16 protein-coding genes are annotated in these 15037 nt (G+C 60.5%); 14 read left to right on the forward strand and 2 right to left on the reverse strand.

Annotated elements, in window-relative coordinates; all coding sequences use genetic code 11:
* Positions 1-263: 263 nt before the first annotated feature.
* Positions 264-845, reverse strand: coding sequence for a superoxide dismutase (locus ACIQ47_RS11025; RefSeq protein ID WP_296291563.1), 582 nt, complete (start codon positions 843-845; stop codon positions 264-266).
* A gap of 211 nt (positions 846-1056) precedes the next feature.
* Positions 1057-2415, reverse strand: a complete 1359-nt coding sequence (gene xseA / locus ACIQ47_RS11030; RefSeq protein ID WP_396438164.1) for an exodeoxyribonuclease VII large subunit — start codon at positions 2413-2415, stop codon at positions 1057-1059.
* Positions 2416-2768: 353 nt separating this feature from the next.
* On the opposite strand from xseA, the gene ACIQ47_RS11035 reads away from it, so the two are divergent.
* The 14 genes from ACIQ47_RS11035 to ACIQ47_RS11100 all read left to right on the forward strand — a co-directional run bounded on the left by ACIQ47_RS11035 (position 2769) and on the right by ACIQ47_RS11100 (position 14949).
* A complete protein-coding gene (locus tag ACIQ47_RS11035; RefSeq protein ID WP_396438165.1) occupies positions 2769-3386 on the forward strand; it encodes a MotA/TolQ/ExbB proton channel family protein in 618 nt (205 codons plus the stop codon).
* An 11-nt stretch (positions 3387-3397) separates the two neighbouring features.
* A complete protein-coding gene (locus ACIQ47_RS11040; protein ID WP_396438166.1) occupies positions 3398-3820 on the forward strand; it encodes an ExbD/TolR family protein in 423 nt (140 codons plus the stop codon).
* 6 nt (positions 3821-3826) lie between these two features.
* Positions 3827-4819: a tetraacyldisaccharide 4'-kinase gene (lpxK, locus tag ACIQ47_RS11045; RefSeq protein ID WP_396438167.1), complete on the forward strand. Its 993-nt coding sequence runs from the start codon at positions 3827-3829 to the stop codon at positions 4817-4819.
* A 62-nt stretch (positions 4820-4881) separates the two neighbouring features.
* Complete coding sequence (locus ACIQ47_RS11050; protein WP_108353913.1) at positions 4882-5088, forward strand: Trm112 family protein; 207 nt, start codon at positions 4882-4884, stop codon at positions 5086-5088.
* Positions 5089-5098: 10 nt separating this feature from the next.
* Positions 5099-5902, forward strand: coding sequence for a 3-deoxy-manno-octulosonate cytidylyltransferase (kdsB, locus tag ACIQ47_RS11055; protein WP_396438169.1), 804 nt, complete (start codon positions 5099-5101; stop codon positions 5900-5902).
* A 106-nt stretch (positions 5903-6008) separates the two neighbouring features.
* Positions 6009-6665 carry an adenylate kinase gene (adk, locus tag ACIQ47_RS11060; RefSeq protein WP_396438170.1) on the forward strand — a complete coding sequence of 219 codons (657 nt, stop codon included), beginning with the start codon at positions 6009-6011 and terminating at the stop codon, positions 6663-6665.
* Positions 6666-6978: 313 nt separating this feature from the next.
* A complete protein-coding gene (gene lexA / locus ACIQ47_RS11065) occupies positions 6979-7650 on the forward strand; it encodes a transcriptional repressor LexA (RefSeq protein WP_396438171.1) in 672 nt (223 codons plus the stop codon).
* A gap of 111 nt (positions 7651-7761) precedes the next feature.
* Positions 7762-8085 carry a hypothetical protein gene (locus ACIQ47_RS11070; RefSeq protein ID WP_396438172.1) on the forward strand — a complete coding sequence of 108 codons (324 nt, stop codon included), beginning with the start codon at positions 7762-7764 and terminating at the stop codon, positions 8083-8085.
* Positions 8086-8238: 153 nt separating this feature from the next.
* Positions 8239-9246: a D-2-hydroxyacid dehydrogenase family protein gene (locus tag ACIQ47_RS11075; protein WP_396438173.1), complete on the forward strand. Its 1008-nt coding sequence runs from the start codon at positions 8239-8241 to the stop codon at positions 9244-9246.
* A 128-nt stretch (positions 9247-9374) separates the two neighbouring features.
* Positions 9375-10895: a 3-hydroxyacyl-CoA dehydrogenase gene (locus ACIQ47_RS11080; RefSeq protein ID WP_396438174.1), complete on the forward strand. Its 1521-nt coding sequence runs from the start codon at positions 9375-9377 to the stop codon at positions 10893-10895.
* 49 nt (positions 10896-10944) lie between these two features.
* The gene (locus tag ACIQ47_RS11085) at positions 10945-11724 is read left to right on the forward strand and encodes an oxepin-CoA hydrolase, alternative type (RefSeq protein WP_296291546.1); all 780 of its coding nucleotides are present in this window, start codon (positions 10945-10947) and stop codon (positions 11722-11724) included.
* A 57-nt stretch (positions 11725-11781) separates the two neighbouring features.
* Complete coding sequence (locus tag ACIQ47_RS11090; protein ID WP_396438175.1) at positions 11782-12501, forward strand: Crp/Fnr family transcriptional regulator; 720 nt, start codon at positions 11782-11784, stop codon at positions 12499-12501.
* Between the two features lie 64 nt (positions 12502-12565).
* A complete protein-coding gene (locus ACIQ47_RS11095; protein WP_396438176.1) occupies positions 12566-13651 on the forward strand; it encodes a phosphotransferase in 1086 nt (361 codons plus the stop codon).
* A gap of 38 nt (positions 13652-13689) precedes the next feature.
* Positions 13690-14949, forward strand: coding sequence for an acyl-CoA dehydrogenase family protein (locus ACIQ47_RS11100; protein WP_396438177.1), 1260 nt, complete (start codon positions 13690-13692; stop codon positions 14947-14949).
* Positions 14950-15037: the final 88 nt, after the last annotated feature.

Here is a 15037-nt window from a genome sequence, read left to right on the forward strand (position 1 = left end):
TGATTCGCTGATTCGCTGATTCGCTGATTCGCTGATTTGCTTGTTTAGCGATGTCCGCTGAGAACGGTGTGGGGCCGGGCGCCTCATGCTGGGGTACCAGAAATCGGCGCCAGGCCCCACACCGTTCTCAGCTCCGTGGTTGATCGCGGGGCAGTCAAAGGGTATTTCGAAAGCGGCGATTTGTCCAAGGGACCCATTCACCTTCAGCCCCTCAAAGCACAAAGCCCGCATCAGCGGGCTTTGTGACTGGAAGCTTGGCTCGATCAGCCGAAGTTCTTCTCAGCGAAAGACCAGTTCACCAGGTTGTTGAGGAAAGTCTCCACGAACTTGGGACGCATGTTGCGGTAGTCGATGTAGTAGGCGTGCTCCCAGACGTCCACCGTGAGCAAGGCCGTGTCGCCAGTGGTCAGGGGGGTGCCCGCTGCGCCCATGTTGACGATGTCGACCGAGCCGTCGGCTTTCTTAACCAGCCATGTCCAGCCAGAGCCGAAGTTGCCCACGGCGCTCTTGACGAAGGCTTCTTTGAAAGCAGCATAGCTGCCGAACTTGGCGTTGATGGCTGCAGCCAAGGCGCCTGTGGGCTCGCCGCCGCCGTTGGGCTTCATGCAGCTCCAGAAGAAGGTGTGGTTCCAGATCTGGGCCGAGTTGTTGTACACGCCGCCGCTGGATTTTTTGATGATCTCTTCGAGGGACATGGTCTCGAATTCAGTGCCCTTTTGCAGGTTGTTCAGGTTCACCACGTAAGCGTTGTGGTGCTTGCCGTGGTGAAACTCCAGGGTTTCCTGGCTGTAGTGAGGGGCCAAAGCGTCGATCGCGTAAGGCAGTGCGGGCAAAGTGTGTTCCATGAGGGGTCCTTGTGTTGATGCAAATTGAAAAACAACCCGCGTATTTTAGGGGCATCACGATCGCCCCTTGGGTATTCAGGACTCTGGAGAGCATGACGGCGATGGTCATCTGAAACACATCGCCTTGGCGGGGTGGGGCCAGGGCTCCTCATGCGGGGGTACCCAAAATCGTCGCCCTGGCCCCACCCCGCCAAGGCTTACCCAAGGGACCCTATTCAAGCGACACGACCAAAGGCACCACGCCATCGGACAAAGTGGCCTGAACGCTCTGTCCGGGCTGAAATTGCCCGGCATGGGTCAAAGCCTGACCCTTGTCATCACTCAGCCAGGCATAACCGCGCTCAAGCACCTGACGCGGGTCCACCGACGACAAGCGCAAAGCGGCACGCTCCAGGCGCTGGGCGCGTTGCGGCACCTGCTGAGCCCGGTTGAAACCCAAACGGTCATTGAGGCGCTCCAACTGATGGCCCTGCGCCATGAATTGACTTCGCACCCCCGTCTGCAAACGACCGGCCAACCGGTCCAGCCACTGGTTGTGCTGGATCAGCAAGGCTTGCGGGCGGCCCAGCCGTGACGCCACCGCATTCAGACGCTGGCTCTGGCGCTCTTGCTGACGGACCAAACCCACAGCCAACCGCGCCGCCACCGCGTCCAAACGCTGTGCCTGCCGGTCTTGCTGGCGAATCAAGCCCCGGCTCAAGCGGTGCTCCAGCACCGACAGGGCTTCGAGGCCCACACCCCGGTCTGTCGCCGCCATCTCGGCCGCGGCCGTGGGCGTCGGGGCGCGCACATCGGCCACAAAGTCGGCGATCGTGAAATCCGTCTCGTGGCCCACGCCGCAAATCAGCGGCACAGGACTCTGGGCGATCACACGGGCCAGGTTTTCGTCGTTGAAAGACCACAGATCCTCCATCGAGCCGCCACCGCGCACCAGCAAAATCACATCCACGGGCGGGCTGAGCGGGTTGTCTTCGGCCGTGAGGGCATACATGTTTTGCAAGGCCAGCGCCAACGCGGCCGCAGCCCCTGCCCCCTGTACCAAGGCTGGGGCCATCAACACCGGAATGTGTGGCGCGCGCCGCTGCAAGGCGGTCACCACGTCGTGCCAAGCGGCGGCCCCCAAAGACGTCACCACCCCAATGGCGCGCGGTTGCGCGGGCAAAGTGCGTTTGTGCGCCGAGTCAAACAGACCCTCGGCTTCGAGCTTGGCTTTGAGGCGCAAAAACTGCTCAAAGAGCGCGCCCTGCCCTGCCCGCTCCATGGATTCAACGATCAACTGCAAATCGCCCCGGGCTTCATAAACACCCAAGCGGCCCCGTACCTCGACCAATTCGCCATCACGGGGCGCAAAGTCCATCAGGCTAGCGGCACGCCGAAACATGGCGCAACGGATCTGGCCCGTGTCGTCCTTGATCGAAAAATAACAATGCCCGCTGGCCGCGCGCGAAAAGCCCGAAATTTCACCGCGCACGCTGACCGGGTTGAACTGGGCATCCAGGGCATCGGCTACTGCGCGGCACAACGCTGAAACAGTCCAGGCGCGCGGGGAGGTCATCTCGGAAGGGCTCATGCCCTGGATTGTCCTACAGCCTGCAGACCCAACGGCAAGTGCGTTTCCTGCGAGTCGTCTACAGACAGCATCGAGGTTTGCAGCCATGCAGCTTGGCCAACATGCTGGTTTAGCAAAAAGATACGCCTTTGATTCAGTTGATTTTTTAAATCATTAATTTGCACATGAAGGACACATGCCCACCCTGAAAAATGAAAAAACACAGGCATACCAAAACTTTTCCACAACGTTATCCACAGCCTGATCAAGCCATGCGGTGCTCGCTGGCGGGGTACTTGCGACGGGCCAAAAGAGTTTGTCATCATCCATAATGATGCTCTTTTGACACTTTGCCTCCCAAAGAAGGAACTGTTTTGTCATCCCTCATTCAAGCCGCTGGATGGCCCATCTGGCCGCTGATCTTGTGCTCTGTTTTGGCTTTGGCCTTCATCATTGAGCGACTGTTTCAGCTGCGCGAGCACAAAGTCATACCCCCCCGAACACTGGAACTGGCTGTTGAAATCTCTAGGCACGGCCATGCGCCCGAAGAAACCATCTTGATGCTTGAAAAAAATGGGGTTTTGGGTCCGGTTCTGGCCAGCGGACTGCGATGCCTGCGAAACAATCCTGCTGCCTCGGACGAAGACATCCGGGCGCACATGGAAATGGCAGGCCGCTTGGCTGGTCAACAACTGGCGCGTTATCTGACGGCCCTGGGAACCATTGCATCAGCAGCCCCCTTGCTGGGCTTGCTCGGGACCGTCATTGGGATGATCGAAATTTTCGCAGCTCAGACTGCCGGCAGCAGTCAACCGGCCCAACTGGCCTACGGCATCTCCGTGGCGCTGTACAACACCGCATTTGGTTTGGTTGTGGCCATTCCCTCACTGATGTTTTGGCGTTACTTCAGAACACGCGTGGACAATATGCTTTTGTCGATGGAGGTGGCCAGCGAACAATTTGCCCGCCACTTGACCCAACTGCGCCACTGAACGAGCCCGCTGTGAACTTTCGCAAACGCACCCCCTCGGCCGAGCCCGAGATCAACCTCATCCCCTTCATCGATGTTTTGTTGGTGGTGCTCATCTTTTTGATGCTCACCACCACTTGGTCTCGCCTGACCGAAATCAACATGACTTTGCCCCTGGCGGATGCCCAAAAACAAAAAGATCGGCCTCAGCAGATTGTGCTCACGGTGAGTGCGCAAGGCCAATTTACAGTGAACACATCCCCCATTGATGGCACCTCGGTAGGCGCTTTGGCTGCCGTTTTGAGGCCATTGGCCACCAAAGAGATGAGCTTGGTGATCAGCGCTGACGCGCAGGCCAGTCACCAATCGGTGGTCAATGCCATGGAAGCGGCTCGCCGCACCGGGCTGTCGCAAATCACCTTCACCACCCAATTTTCTGAGTCCTCGGGCTCCTGACGCCTCATGCGCCTGTCCGCCTGGCTACACCAGCAATTGCCAAGGATCTGGACTTCTCGGGGTTGGATCGCTTGGCTGCTGCTTCCCTTTGCACTGATCCATGCCGCTTTGCTCTGGGCCCGAGCTCAACTCTGGCGCTGGGGCTGGCGGCATGCGCATCGTCTGCCGGTGCCGGTGATTGTGGTGGGCAACGTGGTGGCCGGCGGTGCGGGCAAAACCCCACTCACCATCGCCGTGGTGAAGCATTTGCAGCAGCAGGGCTGGAAAGCCGGCGTGATTTCACGCGGCCACGGCCGCCGGCTCGATGACATCCGTGCGGTCTTGCCCGACAGCTTTCCCACCGAGGTGGGGGATGAGCCCTTGCTGATCCATCAAAAGACCGGTGCCCCCGTGTGGGTGGCGAACCTGCGTGCCGAAGCCGGGCTGGCCTTGCTGCAAGCGCACCCCGAGGTCAATATTTTGGTGTGCGACGACGGACTGCAGCACTGGGCCCTGGCTCGGGACATGGATATTTGCGTCATGGACGAGCGCGGCGTAGGCAATGGCTGGCTGCTGCCGGCCGGTCCTTTGCGCGAGCCCTGGCCCCGGTCGGTGGACTTGCTGCTGCACACTGGCCCCAATGACTTGCCGGGCGGCTTTCGGGCGCAGCGTCAATTGGGCCCACTGGCGCACGATGCGCATGGCCGCAGCCTGGCTTTGTCCAGTTTGATCGGTCAGCCCGTCGATGCGGTGGCCGGTCTGGCACGCCCCGAGGCGTTTTTTGCCATGCTGCGCGCAGTCGGCCTGCAACTGAACCAGACCACCGCTTTACCCGACCATTTTGACTACGCAGACGGGTCGCCAACCCATTCAGATCGACTCTTACTGTGCACAGAAAAAGACGCGGCCAAACTCTGGCTGCACCAGCCTGCGGCCCTGGCCGTACCCTTGGTGCTGACGCCCGAAGCCGCGTTCTGGCTGGCGCTGGACAAGCGCCTTGCTGAAAAACCGTTTCGCTGAAACGAAGCGGCTGGACAGCCCAAACCGCTGACCGGTTTGTCTTGCGCCGTTATCATTGCCCCATGGACACCAAACTGCTTGAACTGCTGGTCTGCCCGGTCACCAAAGGGCCGCTGGATTTTGACCGCGAGACCCAGGAGCTGCTTTCGCGCAGCGCCCGCCTGGCCTATCCCGTGCGCAAGGGCATTCCCATCCTGCTCGAAAACGAAGCGCGCACCTTGAGTGACGAGGAAATCGAGAAGCTGGCTGCTTTGCGTCCCCCGCTCTGAAAGCCCACGCATGCGTCAGCCCCTGCCCGAAGGCCACTTCACTGTCCTGATCCCTGCGCGCATGGCGTCCAGTCGCCTGCCCGGCAAACCCCTGGCCGACATTGCCGGACTGCCCATGGTCGTGCGGGTGGCGCAGCGCGCCATGCTGTCGAATGCCGCCCAAGTGGTGGTGGCCGCCGATGACGAACGCATCGTGGCCGCTTGCGCAGCCCATGGTGTGCAGGGCCTTTTGACCCGCCAGGACCACGTCAGCGGCAGCGACCGTCTGGCCGAGGCCTGCCAGTTGCTGGGCCTCAGTCATGAGGCCGTGGTGGTCAATGTGCAAGGCGACGAGCCACTGATCGAGCCCACACTCATTGACCAGGTGGCGCAGTTGCTCATCGATCGGCCTGAGGCCAGCATGAGCACAGCCGCCCACGCCATCACCCTGCTGACCGACTTCTGTAACCCGAATGTGGTCAAAGTGGTCACGGACGCCCGCCAGATGGCGCTTTATTTCAGCCGCGCCCCCATTCCCTGGTGGCGCGATGGGCAAAGCGCCGCTTCTAACTTGGGCAAAGACCACGAACCCTTCTCCCAACTGCCCAGCCCGCCGCCCCTGCGACATGTGGGCATTTACGCCTACCGCGCCGGTTTTTTGGCGCAATTTCCCCTGCTTTCTCCTGCCCCCATTGAGCAGCTGGAGTCTCTGGAACAGCTGCGCGCGCTGTGGCACGGACACCGCATTGCCGTTTACACCACCGACCGGGCACCCGGCCCGGGAGTGGACACCCCAGAAGATTTGGAACGCGTTCGCGCCGCGATCGGGGCGTAAGCCTGTTTTGAGCCTCGCGTGATATTCTCACTGCAGTTGTTTGCAACACCATGGGTCCCCTCGAGACCCGGCAGACCCACTCCATGACAAGCGATAAGGAACTTCCATGAGACTGATTTTGTTGGGCGCACCCGGCGCAGGCAAAGGCACCCAAGCCACTTTCATTTGCCTGAAATACAACATTCCCCAAATATCGACCGGCGACATGCTGCGTGCCGCCGTCAAAGCCGGCACCCCACTGGGCCTGCAAGCCAAAGCCGTCATGGAGTCAGGCGGTCTGGTCAGCGACGATCTGATCATCAACCTGGTCAAGGAACGCATTGCCCAATCGGATTGCGCCAACGGCTTCTTGTTCGACGGCTTTCCCCGCACCATCCCCCAAGCTGACGCCATGAAGGCTGCAGGCGTCAAGCTCGACTACGTGCTTGAAATCGATGTCCCTTTTGACGCCATCATCGAACGCATGAGCGGCCGCCGCTCGCACCCCGCCTCGGGCCGCACTTACCACGTCACGTTCAACCCTCCCAAAGTGGCAGGCGTGGACGACGTGACCGCTGAGCCCCTGGTGCAGCGCGCCGACGACCAAGAAGAAACCGTCAAGAAGCGTCTTCAGGTCTACAGCGACCAGACCCGCCCCTTGGTCGACTACTACGCCAACTGGGCCCGGGCCGATGCCGCCGCTGCGCCCAAGTACCGCGCCATCAGTGGCACGGGCAGCGTGGAAGACATCACTGCTCGCGCATTTGCCGCACTGGCCCAATAAGCCACTTCGCGCAGTCTTCCGGCTGCGCCCTCACAACAAGCCCCTTTTAGGGGCTTTGTTGTTGGCGGACGACACACTGGGACGCTGGGCGCATCAGATGTTTGGGTACGGCCTCGAGCTGATCGTGCACTGTGAACTGCATCTGCGCTCGAGCGTAAGACCCTCGGTGATTGCACAACGGTTTCACCTCGGCCTCGCCAGTTCAGGTTCAATTTCAGTCTTTTTTCATGGCAAGCTTGCACAAACAGGAAAACTGTTTAAAAATACAGTCACTGGATGAAAAAACAGCCTCAATCCCCACCAAGAGACCGCCATGACCGACAGCCCCAAACTCACCGCTCGCCAACAAGAAATTCTGGAATTGATCCAGAACACCATCGCCAACACCGGCGCGCCACCGACTCGCGCCGAAATCGCCAACGTGCTGGGTTTCAAATCACCCAACGCCGCAGAAGAGCACCTGAAGGCCCTTGCACGCAAGGGCGCGATCGAGTTGGTCAGCGGCACCTCGCGCGGCATTCGTCTCAAAGGCAGCTCGCGCAGCAGCTTGCGCGCACCCTCTGATCTGTTCAGCCTGAGCCTGCCCGGGCTGGGTCAGCTGTGTTTGCCTTTGGTGGGGCGCGTGGCTGCGGGCTCACCCATCCTGGCGCAAGAACACGTCGACCGCACCTACCAACTCGAAAGCAGCCTGTTTGCCCAGCAACCCGACTACCTGCTGCGGGTGCGTGGCATGTCCATGCGGGATGCGGGCATCATGGACGGCGACTTGTTGGCCGTCAAATCGACCAAAGAAGTGCGCAACGGCCAGATCGTGGTGGCCCGCCTGGGTGACGAGGTCACGGTCAAACGCCTGCACAAAACAGCCACTGGCATCGAACTGTTGCCCGAAAACCCCGACTACCCGACCATCGTGGTGCACCCCGGCGAGCCTTTTGACATTGAAGGCCTGGCCGTGGGCCTGATCCGCAACAGCTTCGTCATGTGACATTTTTCAGTCGCGGCCTCAGGTGGCGGGCGCTGTTCATCAGCCCTGAAGCCGACGACTTCTCCATCAATCCTGCCTGTGTCCAACCTCCATGCTTTTGAAAGGTTTCACATGGGAATCGCTTTGTTTGCCCTCTCCGGTCTGTTTAAGAACCCGCCCTCCTTCACCACCGGCACCCCTGTGCAGGATTTGACAAAAAGACAGCCTTTACGCCCGCACCCCGAATGGGCTGTTCGGTCCTCACCTTGTGCCTTGCCATCCCAAGGCAAGACGCCAGCGCACAAACGCCAACCCGGCCTGCGCGTCCTGCGTGTCCATGAATATGGTCAAAACACCCCCGGTGCCGGCCGCATGGTGATCTCTGGACGCATGGCCGATGTCTGCGCCGAGCTCGATCGACTGGTGGCCTTGGAAGCGCGACACCGTCCCTCCTGAAGCTGACTTCTGGCTTGTACCCACCAACAACCCCCCGATCTTCAGCTTGGGGTTGTTGTGGCACAAAGCGACTGGCCTGCGCAAGCGTTAAAGCATCACCGATATGTGCCCGGCTGACGAAAGTCAGGCACTTGACAAGGCACAATGTCGAGCATGAACATTGTGATCCTTGACGACTACCAGGATGTCGTGCGCAAACTCGACTGCGCAGCCAAACTCGAGAACTACCCAGCCAAGGTGTACACCAACACGGTCAAAGGCATTGGCCAGCTGTCGGTTCGGCTCAAAGACGCCGATGTGATTGTTTTGATCCGCGAACGCACGGGTCTCAACCGCGCCCTGATCGAGAAGCTGCCCCGACTCAAAATGATCGCCCAAACCGGCCGCGTGGGCAGCCATATCGACTTGGCAGCCTGCTCCGAGCGTGGCGTGGCCGTAGCCGAAGGTGTGGGCTCGCCCACTGCCCCGGCTGAACTCACCTGGGCCCTGGTCATGGCGGCCACCCGAAGGTTGCCTCAATACATCAGCAACCTCAAACACGGTGCATGGCAGCAATCGGGCCTCAAATCCAGCTCAATGCCGACCAACTTTGGCCTGGGCACCGTGCTCAGAGGCAAAACCCTGGGCATCTGGGGCTACGGAAAAATTGGCCAACTGGTGGCCGGTTACGGCAAAGCTTTTGGCATGCATGTGCAGGTCTGGGGCAGCGACGAATCACGCGTACGCGCGGTCAAGGACGGGTACGCCGCTGCCACCAGTCGAGAAGCTTTCTTTCAGACCGCGGATGTGCTGAGCTTGCACCTCAGGTTGAATGAAGCCACCACCGGCATTGTCACCAGCGATGACTTGGGGTTCATGAAACCCACGGCCTTGCTGGTCAACACCTCGCGTGCCGAACTGATCGAAACCAATGCCCTGATTGGCGCACTCAACCGGGGACGACCGGGCATGGCGGCCGTCGACGTGTTTGAGTCGGAGCCGATTTTGCAAGGCTCAGCCTTGCTGCGGCTCGAAAACTGCATCTGCACCCCCCACATTGGCTATGTCGAAAAAGACAGTTATGAACTGTATTTCGGCTCAGCTTTCGACAACGTCATCAACTTCATCAAAGGCACGCCTACCAATATCGTCAATCCGGGCGCATTGCAGGTTCGACGCTGAACAGTCTGACCCAAGTCGCATTGACTGACGACATAATCGGCGCTTGCCGTCCGGCCCACCTGTCCATTCGCCCAGCGAATCAACACGTTTTTTGACCCGGCCTTGCGCCTCGTATTCATACTTTCAACATGACTCTCGCATTTTCCAAAGTGGCTATCATCGGCGCCGGCGCCATGGGCCGGGGCATTGCCCAAATCGCCGCGCAAGCAGGCAGCCAGGTTTGGCTATTCGACACGCAAGCCGAAGCCATTCACAAAGCCCGCGATGCGGTGTTCCAGCAATGGGACAAGTTGCAAGAAAAAGGTCGCTTGAGCGCCGAAGCCGTAGCAGGGCACAAAAGCCGCCTGCTGGGCGCAGCCAGCCTGCAAGACCTGGCCGAGTGCGAGTTGGTGGTCGAAGCCATCGTCGAAAGGCTCGACATCAAGAAAAGCCTGTTCACCGATCTGGAAAAAGTGCTGGCACCCAGCGCCGTGTTGGTGACCAACACCTCCTCGCTGTCCGTGACTGCAATTGCTGCCGCCTTGCAGCGGCCAGCTCAGTTTGCGGGCTACCACTTCTTCAACCCCGTACCCCTGATGAAGGTGGTCGAAGTGATTGCGGGCCTCAAAACCGACCCCGAGGTGTGCCAACGCCTGACCGAGTTTGCTCGCCAAATGGGCCACACACCCGTTCAAGCTCAAGACACGCCGGGTTTCATCGTCAACCATGCGGGTCGCGGTTATGGCACCGAAGCGCTGCGCATCGTGAGCGAAGGCATTGCCGATTTCGCCACCATCGACCGCATCCTGCGCGATCAGGTGGGCTTCAAACTCGGCCCCTTTGAGCTGTTTGACCTGACGGCCCTGGACGTGTCGCACCACGTCATCGAAGCGATCTACCACCAGTACTACGAAGAGCCACGCTACCGCCCTAACGTCATCACCGCCCAGCGCTTGGCGGGGGGTGTGGTCGGCAAAAAAGTGGGCGAAGGCTTTTACAAATACGTGGATGGTGCAGCGCAAGTGCCCGCCGAGCCACCAGTGCCTGTGGTGGACAGCATCCCGCCCGTGTGGGTCTCGCCCCGCGCAGCGCGCCGCATGGAACTGCTGCAACTGCTCAAAGACCTGGGCGCCACCATCGAAACCGGCGCATCGCCCTCCCCCGACGCGCTGACCCTCGTCGCCCCGTTGGGTTTTGACATCACCACCGTCGCCGTGGTCGAGCGGCTGGACCCTGCCCGCACCGTCGGCATCGACATGCTGTTTGAGGACGCATCCACCAAGCGCCGCGTGCTGGCCACCAACCCGGCCACACGCATCGACATGCGCAATGCGGCCCATGCCTTGTTTGCCAGAGACGGCAAAGCCGTCTCGGTCATCCGCGACAGCGGTGGATTTGTCACGCAACGCGTGGTGGCCTCCATCGTCAACATCGCGTCCGACATGTGCCAGCAACGCATCTGCAGCCCGCAAGATCTGGAAACCGCTGTCACGTTGGGCTTGGCTTACCCCATGGGCCCCTTGGCCATGGGCAACCGCTTGGGTCCCGACAGCATCCTGGAAGTGCTGTTCAACCTGCAAACGGTTTATGGTGACCCCCGCTATCGCCCCAGCCCCTGGCTGCGCCGCCGTGGTGCGATTGGCCTGTCGCTCATGCACACCGAAGAATAACAACTTTGCGGGACAGATCTTTAGCTCTGTCCCCAACTGATCAATAAATATGACCGCCCAACTGCTCAGCACCAGCGAAGGCCGGACCTTGGTCCTGACCCTCAGCAACCCGGAGTTTCGCAACGCCCTTGGCCCCGAGATGTACGCCGCAGGCGTGGAAGCCCTGAGCGTGGCCGAATCGAACCCCGATGTGCGCAGCGTGGTGATCACCGGGGCCAACAGCATCTTTAGCGCAGGCGGCAATTTGCAGCGCTTGCAAAACAATCGGCAACTGCCGCCCGAACACCAGGCGCAAAGCATTGAAGGCCTGCACAACTGGATCGAGGCCATCCGCACCTTTCCCAAGCCCGTGGTGGCCGCCGTGGAAGGCCCGGCGGCTGGCGCCGGTTTTTCGTTGGCATTGGCCTGCGACATGATCGTCGCCGCGCGCAACAGCGTGTTCGTGATGGCCTACAGCTCGATTGCTTTGTCGCCCGACGGTGGCGGCAGTTGGAGCCTGTCGCGGGCCGTGCCGCGCCAGCTGGCCACCGAGCTGCTGATGTGTGGCGAGCGCATCGGTGCCGAGCGACTGCAACAGCTTGGCGTGGTCAACCGTCTGGCCGACGCCGGTCAGGCGCTGCAGCAAGCCTTACAACTGTGCGAGCTGCTCAATGCCCGCGCACCCAACGCCCTGGCCAGCATCAAGGATTTACTGGCCGACGCCGATGACAACAGCTTGACAACGCACCTGGCCCGCGAACGCGACCACTTTGTCAAAAACCTGCACCACCCCAACGCAGGTATTGGCATTGGCGCGTTTTTGAACAAGAAAAATCCCAAATACGATTAAAGCGACTGGTCCCCCAGGCGACAAAACCCCGATCATCAGTCACTCAAAGGACAGAGCATGGACGAACCGATTCTGACAATGGAGGAAAGAGAGGCGATCAACAATGGTCGCTGGTTCTCAAGCCTTTCACCTTCACTACGACACGACATACTTCGATGCGCTTACGTCAAACGACACAAAGACGGCGACATGCTCGCTGCCCGGGGCGATCCGCCCGAGCAGTGGATCGCCTGTGCCAAGGGCGCGGTGCGCGTGAGCTCCACCTCGGTGTCGGGCAAACAGATCACCTTGACCTATGTGGAGCCGGGCATCTGGTTTGGCGATGTGTCGATCTTCGACGGAGACCGGCGCACACACGACTGCTATGCACACGGAGAGACGACCACGCTGAACGTGGCCAAGGCCGACTTCAAGAAAATCCTGACGCAGCACGTCGAGTTTTACGACGCGATGCTGCGCCTGCATGCCCGGCGCATTCGCCAGCTGTACGGCTTGGTGGAAGACCTCAACACATTGCCCTTGCGTGCTCGTCTGGCCAAACAACTCAACCACTTGGTGCGCAGCTACGGTGTGCCCAGTTTGTCGGACGCCAAGGCGATCCGCATCAGCTTGCAACTGGCGCAGGAAGAACTGGCGCAATTGCTGGGTGCTTCACGCCAACGAGTGAACCAGGAACTCAAGCAAATGGAGCGCGAGCAAATCATCCGGATCGAGCCGGGCGGCTTGGTGGTGCTGGACCGCGATGCGCTGTTGCTGATCGTGAACGCGGACCACTGACACGCCACATTTTCACCCTATCGCCGCTGACTGCGGCGACCACTGATTTTCGACGGGTCCACCCATGAGTGCTTTTGATCATTTTGTGGGGACCCGGCCTGTCACGGGCACCCACGCCTTCGACATCCCAGCCCTGGAAGCCTGGCTCAGCGCCAAACTCCCCGGCTTTGCAGGCCCTTTGAGCGTGGAAATGTTCAAAGGCGGCCAGTCCAACCCCACCTACAAACTCATCACACCCACACGCCAATACGTGATGAGGGCCAAGCCCGGTCCGGTGGCCAAGCTGCTGCCTTCGGCCCACGCCATCGAGCGCGAATTTGCGGTCATGAAAGGCTTGCACGGCACCGACGTGCCCGTGGCCCAAATGCATGTGCTGTGCGACGACGAAGCGGTGATTGGCCGCGCGTTTTACGTCATGGAGTTTGTGCAAGGCCGCGTGCTGTGGGACCAATCTTTGCCCGGCATGTCGCAGGCCGAGCGCGGTGCGATTTACGACGAAATGAACCGGGTACTGGCGGCGCTGCACAAGGTCGATGTCGCCAAGCAAGGCCTGTCCAGCTATGGCAAACCTGGCAACTACATTGAGCGCCAGATCGGCCGCTGGAGCAAACAGTACGCAGCGTCTGTCACCCAGCCCATTCCCGAGATGGACCAGCTGATCGAATGGCTGCCGAAAAACATCCCGGACAGCGCCAAAGACGAGTCAATGGTCGGCGTCGTGCATGGCGACTACCGCTTGGACAACCTGATGTTCCACCCCACCGAAGCGCGCGTACTCGCCGTGCTCGACTGGGAACTGTCCACCTTGGGTCACCCGTTGGCTGACTTCAGCTACCACTGCATGGCCTGGCACATCAAACCGGGCACCTTCAGGGGCATCGGTGGTCTTGATTTCGCGGCTCTCGGCATCCCGTCTGAGGCCGAATACATTCGCCGCTACTGCGAGCGCACCGGTTTCACCACACCCGAGGCTTTGGCCAAAGACTGGAATTTTTATTTGGCCTACAACATGTTCCGCATTGCCGCGATTTTGCAAGGCATTGCCAAACGCGTCGAAGACGGCACTGCGTCCAGCGAGCAAGCCAAAACCTCCGGTGCCGGTGCGCGCCCGATGGCCGAGTTGGCCTGGCAGTTCGCCCGCAAAGCCTGACCCCCTTTTTACGACCCATCACTTCAAGGAGATAGACCATGGATTTTGAATACACCCCCAAGGTCAAAGACATGCAGGCCCGTTTGCTGACCTTCATGGACGAGCACATTTACCCCAACGAGGCGAGGTTCTTCGAAGAGATTGCCGAAAACCGCGCCAAGGGCAACGCCTGGGTGCCCACCAAAATCGTCGAAGAACTCAAGCCCAAGGCCCTGGCCGCCGGTTTGTGGAACCTGTTTTTGCCCAAGTCGACACGCGCACCCCAAGGCCTGTCCAACCTCGAATACGCACCCTTGTGCGAGATCATGGGCCGTGTGCCCTTTGCGGCCGAAATTTTCAACTGCTCAGCGCCCGACACCGGCAACATGGAAACGCTGGAGCGCTATGCCAGCGAAAGCCTCAAGGACGAATGGCTGGAGCCTTTGCTGCGCGGTGAAATCCGCTCGGCCTTCTTGATGACCGAGCCCGATGTGGCCTCATCGGACGCGACCAACATCGAATGCGAAATCCGCCGCGAAGGCAATGAATACGTCATCAATGGCCGCAAGTGGTGGTCGTCCGGCGCGGGCGACCCACGCTGCGCGGTCTACATCGTCATGGGCAAGACCAACCCCGATGCCGGTCGCCACGAACAACAATCCATGATCGTGGTGCCCGCCAACTCACCCGGCATCACCGTGGTGCGCGCCCTGTCGGTGTTTGGCTATGACGACGCACCGCATGGTCACATGGAAGTGTTGCTCAAAAACGTGCGCGTTCCAGCGGAAAACATCTTGCTGGGCGAAGGCCGTGGCTTTGAAATCGCCCAAGGCCGCTTAGGCCCTGGCCGCATCCACCACTGCATGCGCACCATCGGCATCGCCGAACGCGCCCTGGAGCTGATGTGCAAACGCCTGAACGAGCGGGTGGCCTTTGGCCGCGAAGTGGCCCGCCAGACCGTGTGGCAAGAGCGCATTGCCGAATCGCGCTGCATGATCGAGCAAGCCCGCTTGCTGACCCTCAAAGCCGCGCACATGATGGACACCGTGGGCAACAAGGTCGCCAAGGCCGAAATCGCCATGATCAAAATCGTGGCCCCCAACATGGCCTGCCAGATCATCGACTGGGCCATTCAGGCGCACGGCGGTGGTGGTGTGTCGCAAGACTTCCCGCTGGCCTATGCCTACGCCCACCAGCGCACCCTGCGCCTGGCAGACGGCCCAGACGAAGTGCACCGCAACTCGCTGGCCAAACTGGAGCTGGCCAAGCAACTGGCTTTACCGGGCGAAGTCCGCATGCCCGTCACGCGCGGCAGTTGATCCCCTGACCCGGTCAGGCCCGCGCACCCAGCGGGCGCTGCCGGGCCTGTGGTTCTGGTTGTTCGCTGACTTGGACAGGGACCGCCCC

Origin of the sequence: Limnohabitans sp., assembly GCF_044373035.1 — a bacterium.
Lineage (GTDB): Bacteria > Pseudomonadota > Gammaproteobacteria > Burkholderiales > Burkholderiaceae_C > Limnohabitans_A.

Excerpts from the sequence above, each read along its gene's own strand:
- ACIQ47_RS11025 (WP_296291563.1), bottom strand. The coding sequence starts at position 845 with ATGGAACACACTTTGCCCGCACTGCCTTACGCGATCGACGCTTTGGCC.
- xseA (WP_396438164.1), bottom strand. The coding sequence starts at position 2,415 with ATGAGCCCTTCCGAGATGACCTCCCCGCGCGCCTGGACTGTTTCAGCG.
- lpxK (WP_396438167.1), top strand. The coding sequence starts at position 3,827 with ATGCGCCTGTCCGCCTGGCTACACCAGCAATTGCCAAGGATCTGGACT.
- ACIQ47_RS11050 (WP_108353913.1), top strand. The coding sequence starts at position 4,882 with ATGGACACCAAACTGCTTGAACTGCTGGTCTGCCCGGTCACCAAAGGG.
- kdsB (WP_396438169.1), top strand. The coding sequence starts at position 5,099 with ATGCGTCAGCCCCTGCCCGAAGGCCACTTCACTGTCCTGATCCCTGCG.
- adk (WP_396438170.1), top strand. The coding sequence starts at position 6,009 with ATGAGACTGATTTTGTTGGGCGCACCCGGCGCAGGCAAAGGCACCCAA.
- lexA (WP_396438171.1), top strand. The coding sequence starts at position 6,979 with ATGACCGACAGCCCCAAACTCACCGCTCGCCAACAAGAAATTCTGGAA.
- ACIQ47_RS11070 (WP_396438172.1), top strand. The coding sequence starts at position 7,762 with ATGGGAATCGCTTTGTTTGCCCTCTCCGGTCTGTTTAAGAACCCGCCC.
- ACIQ47_RS11075 (WP_396438173.1), top strand. The coding sequence starts at position 8,239 with ATGAACATTGTGATCCTTGACGACTACCAGGATGTCGTGCGCAAACTC.
- ACIQ47_RS11080 (WP_396438174.1), top strand. The coding sequence starts at position 9,375 with ATGACTCTCGCATTTTCCAAAGTGGCTATCATCGGCGCCGGCGCCATG.
- ACIQ47_RS11085 (WP_296291546.1), top strand. The coding sequence starts at position 10,945 with ATGACCGCCCAACTGCTCAGCACCAGCGAAGGCCGGACCTTGGTCCTG.
- ACIQ47_RS11090 (WP_396438175.1), top strand. The coding sequence starts at position 11,782 with ATGGACGAACCGATTCTGACAATGGAGGAAAGAGAGGCGATCAACAAT.
- ACIQ47_RS11095 (WP_396438176.1), top strand. The coding sequence starts at position 12,566 with ATGAGTGCTTTTGATCATTTTGTGGGGACCCGGCCTGTCACGGGCACC.
- ACIQ47_RS11100 (WP_396438177.1), top strand. The coding sequence starts at position 13,690 with ATGGATTTTGAATACACCCCCAAGGTCAAAGACATGCAGGCCCGTTTG.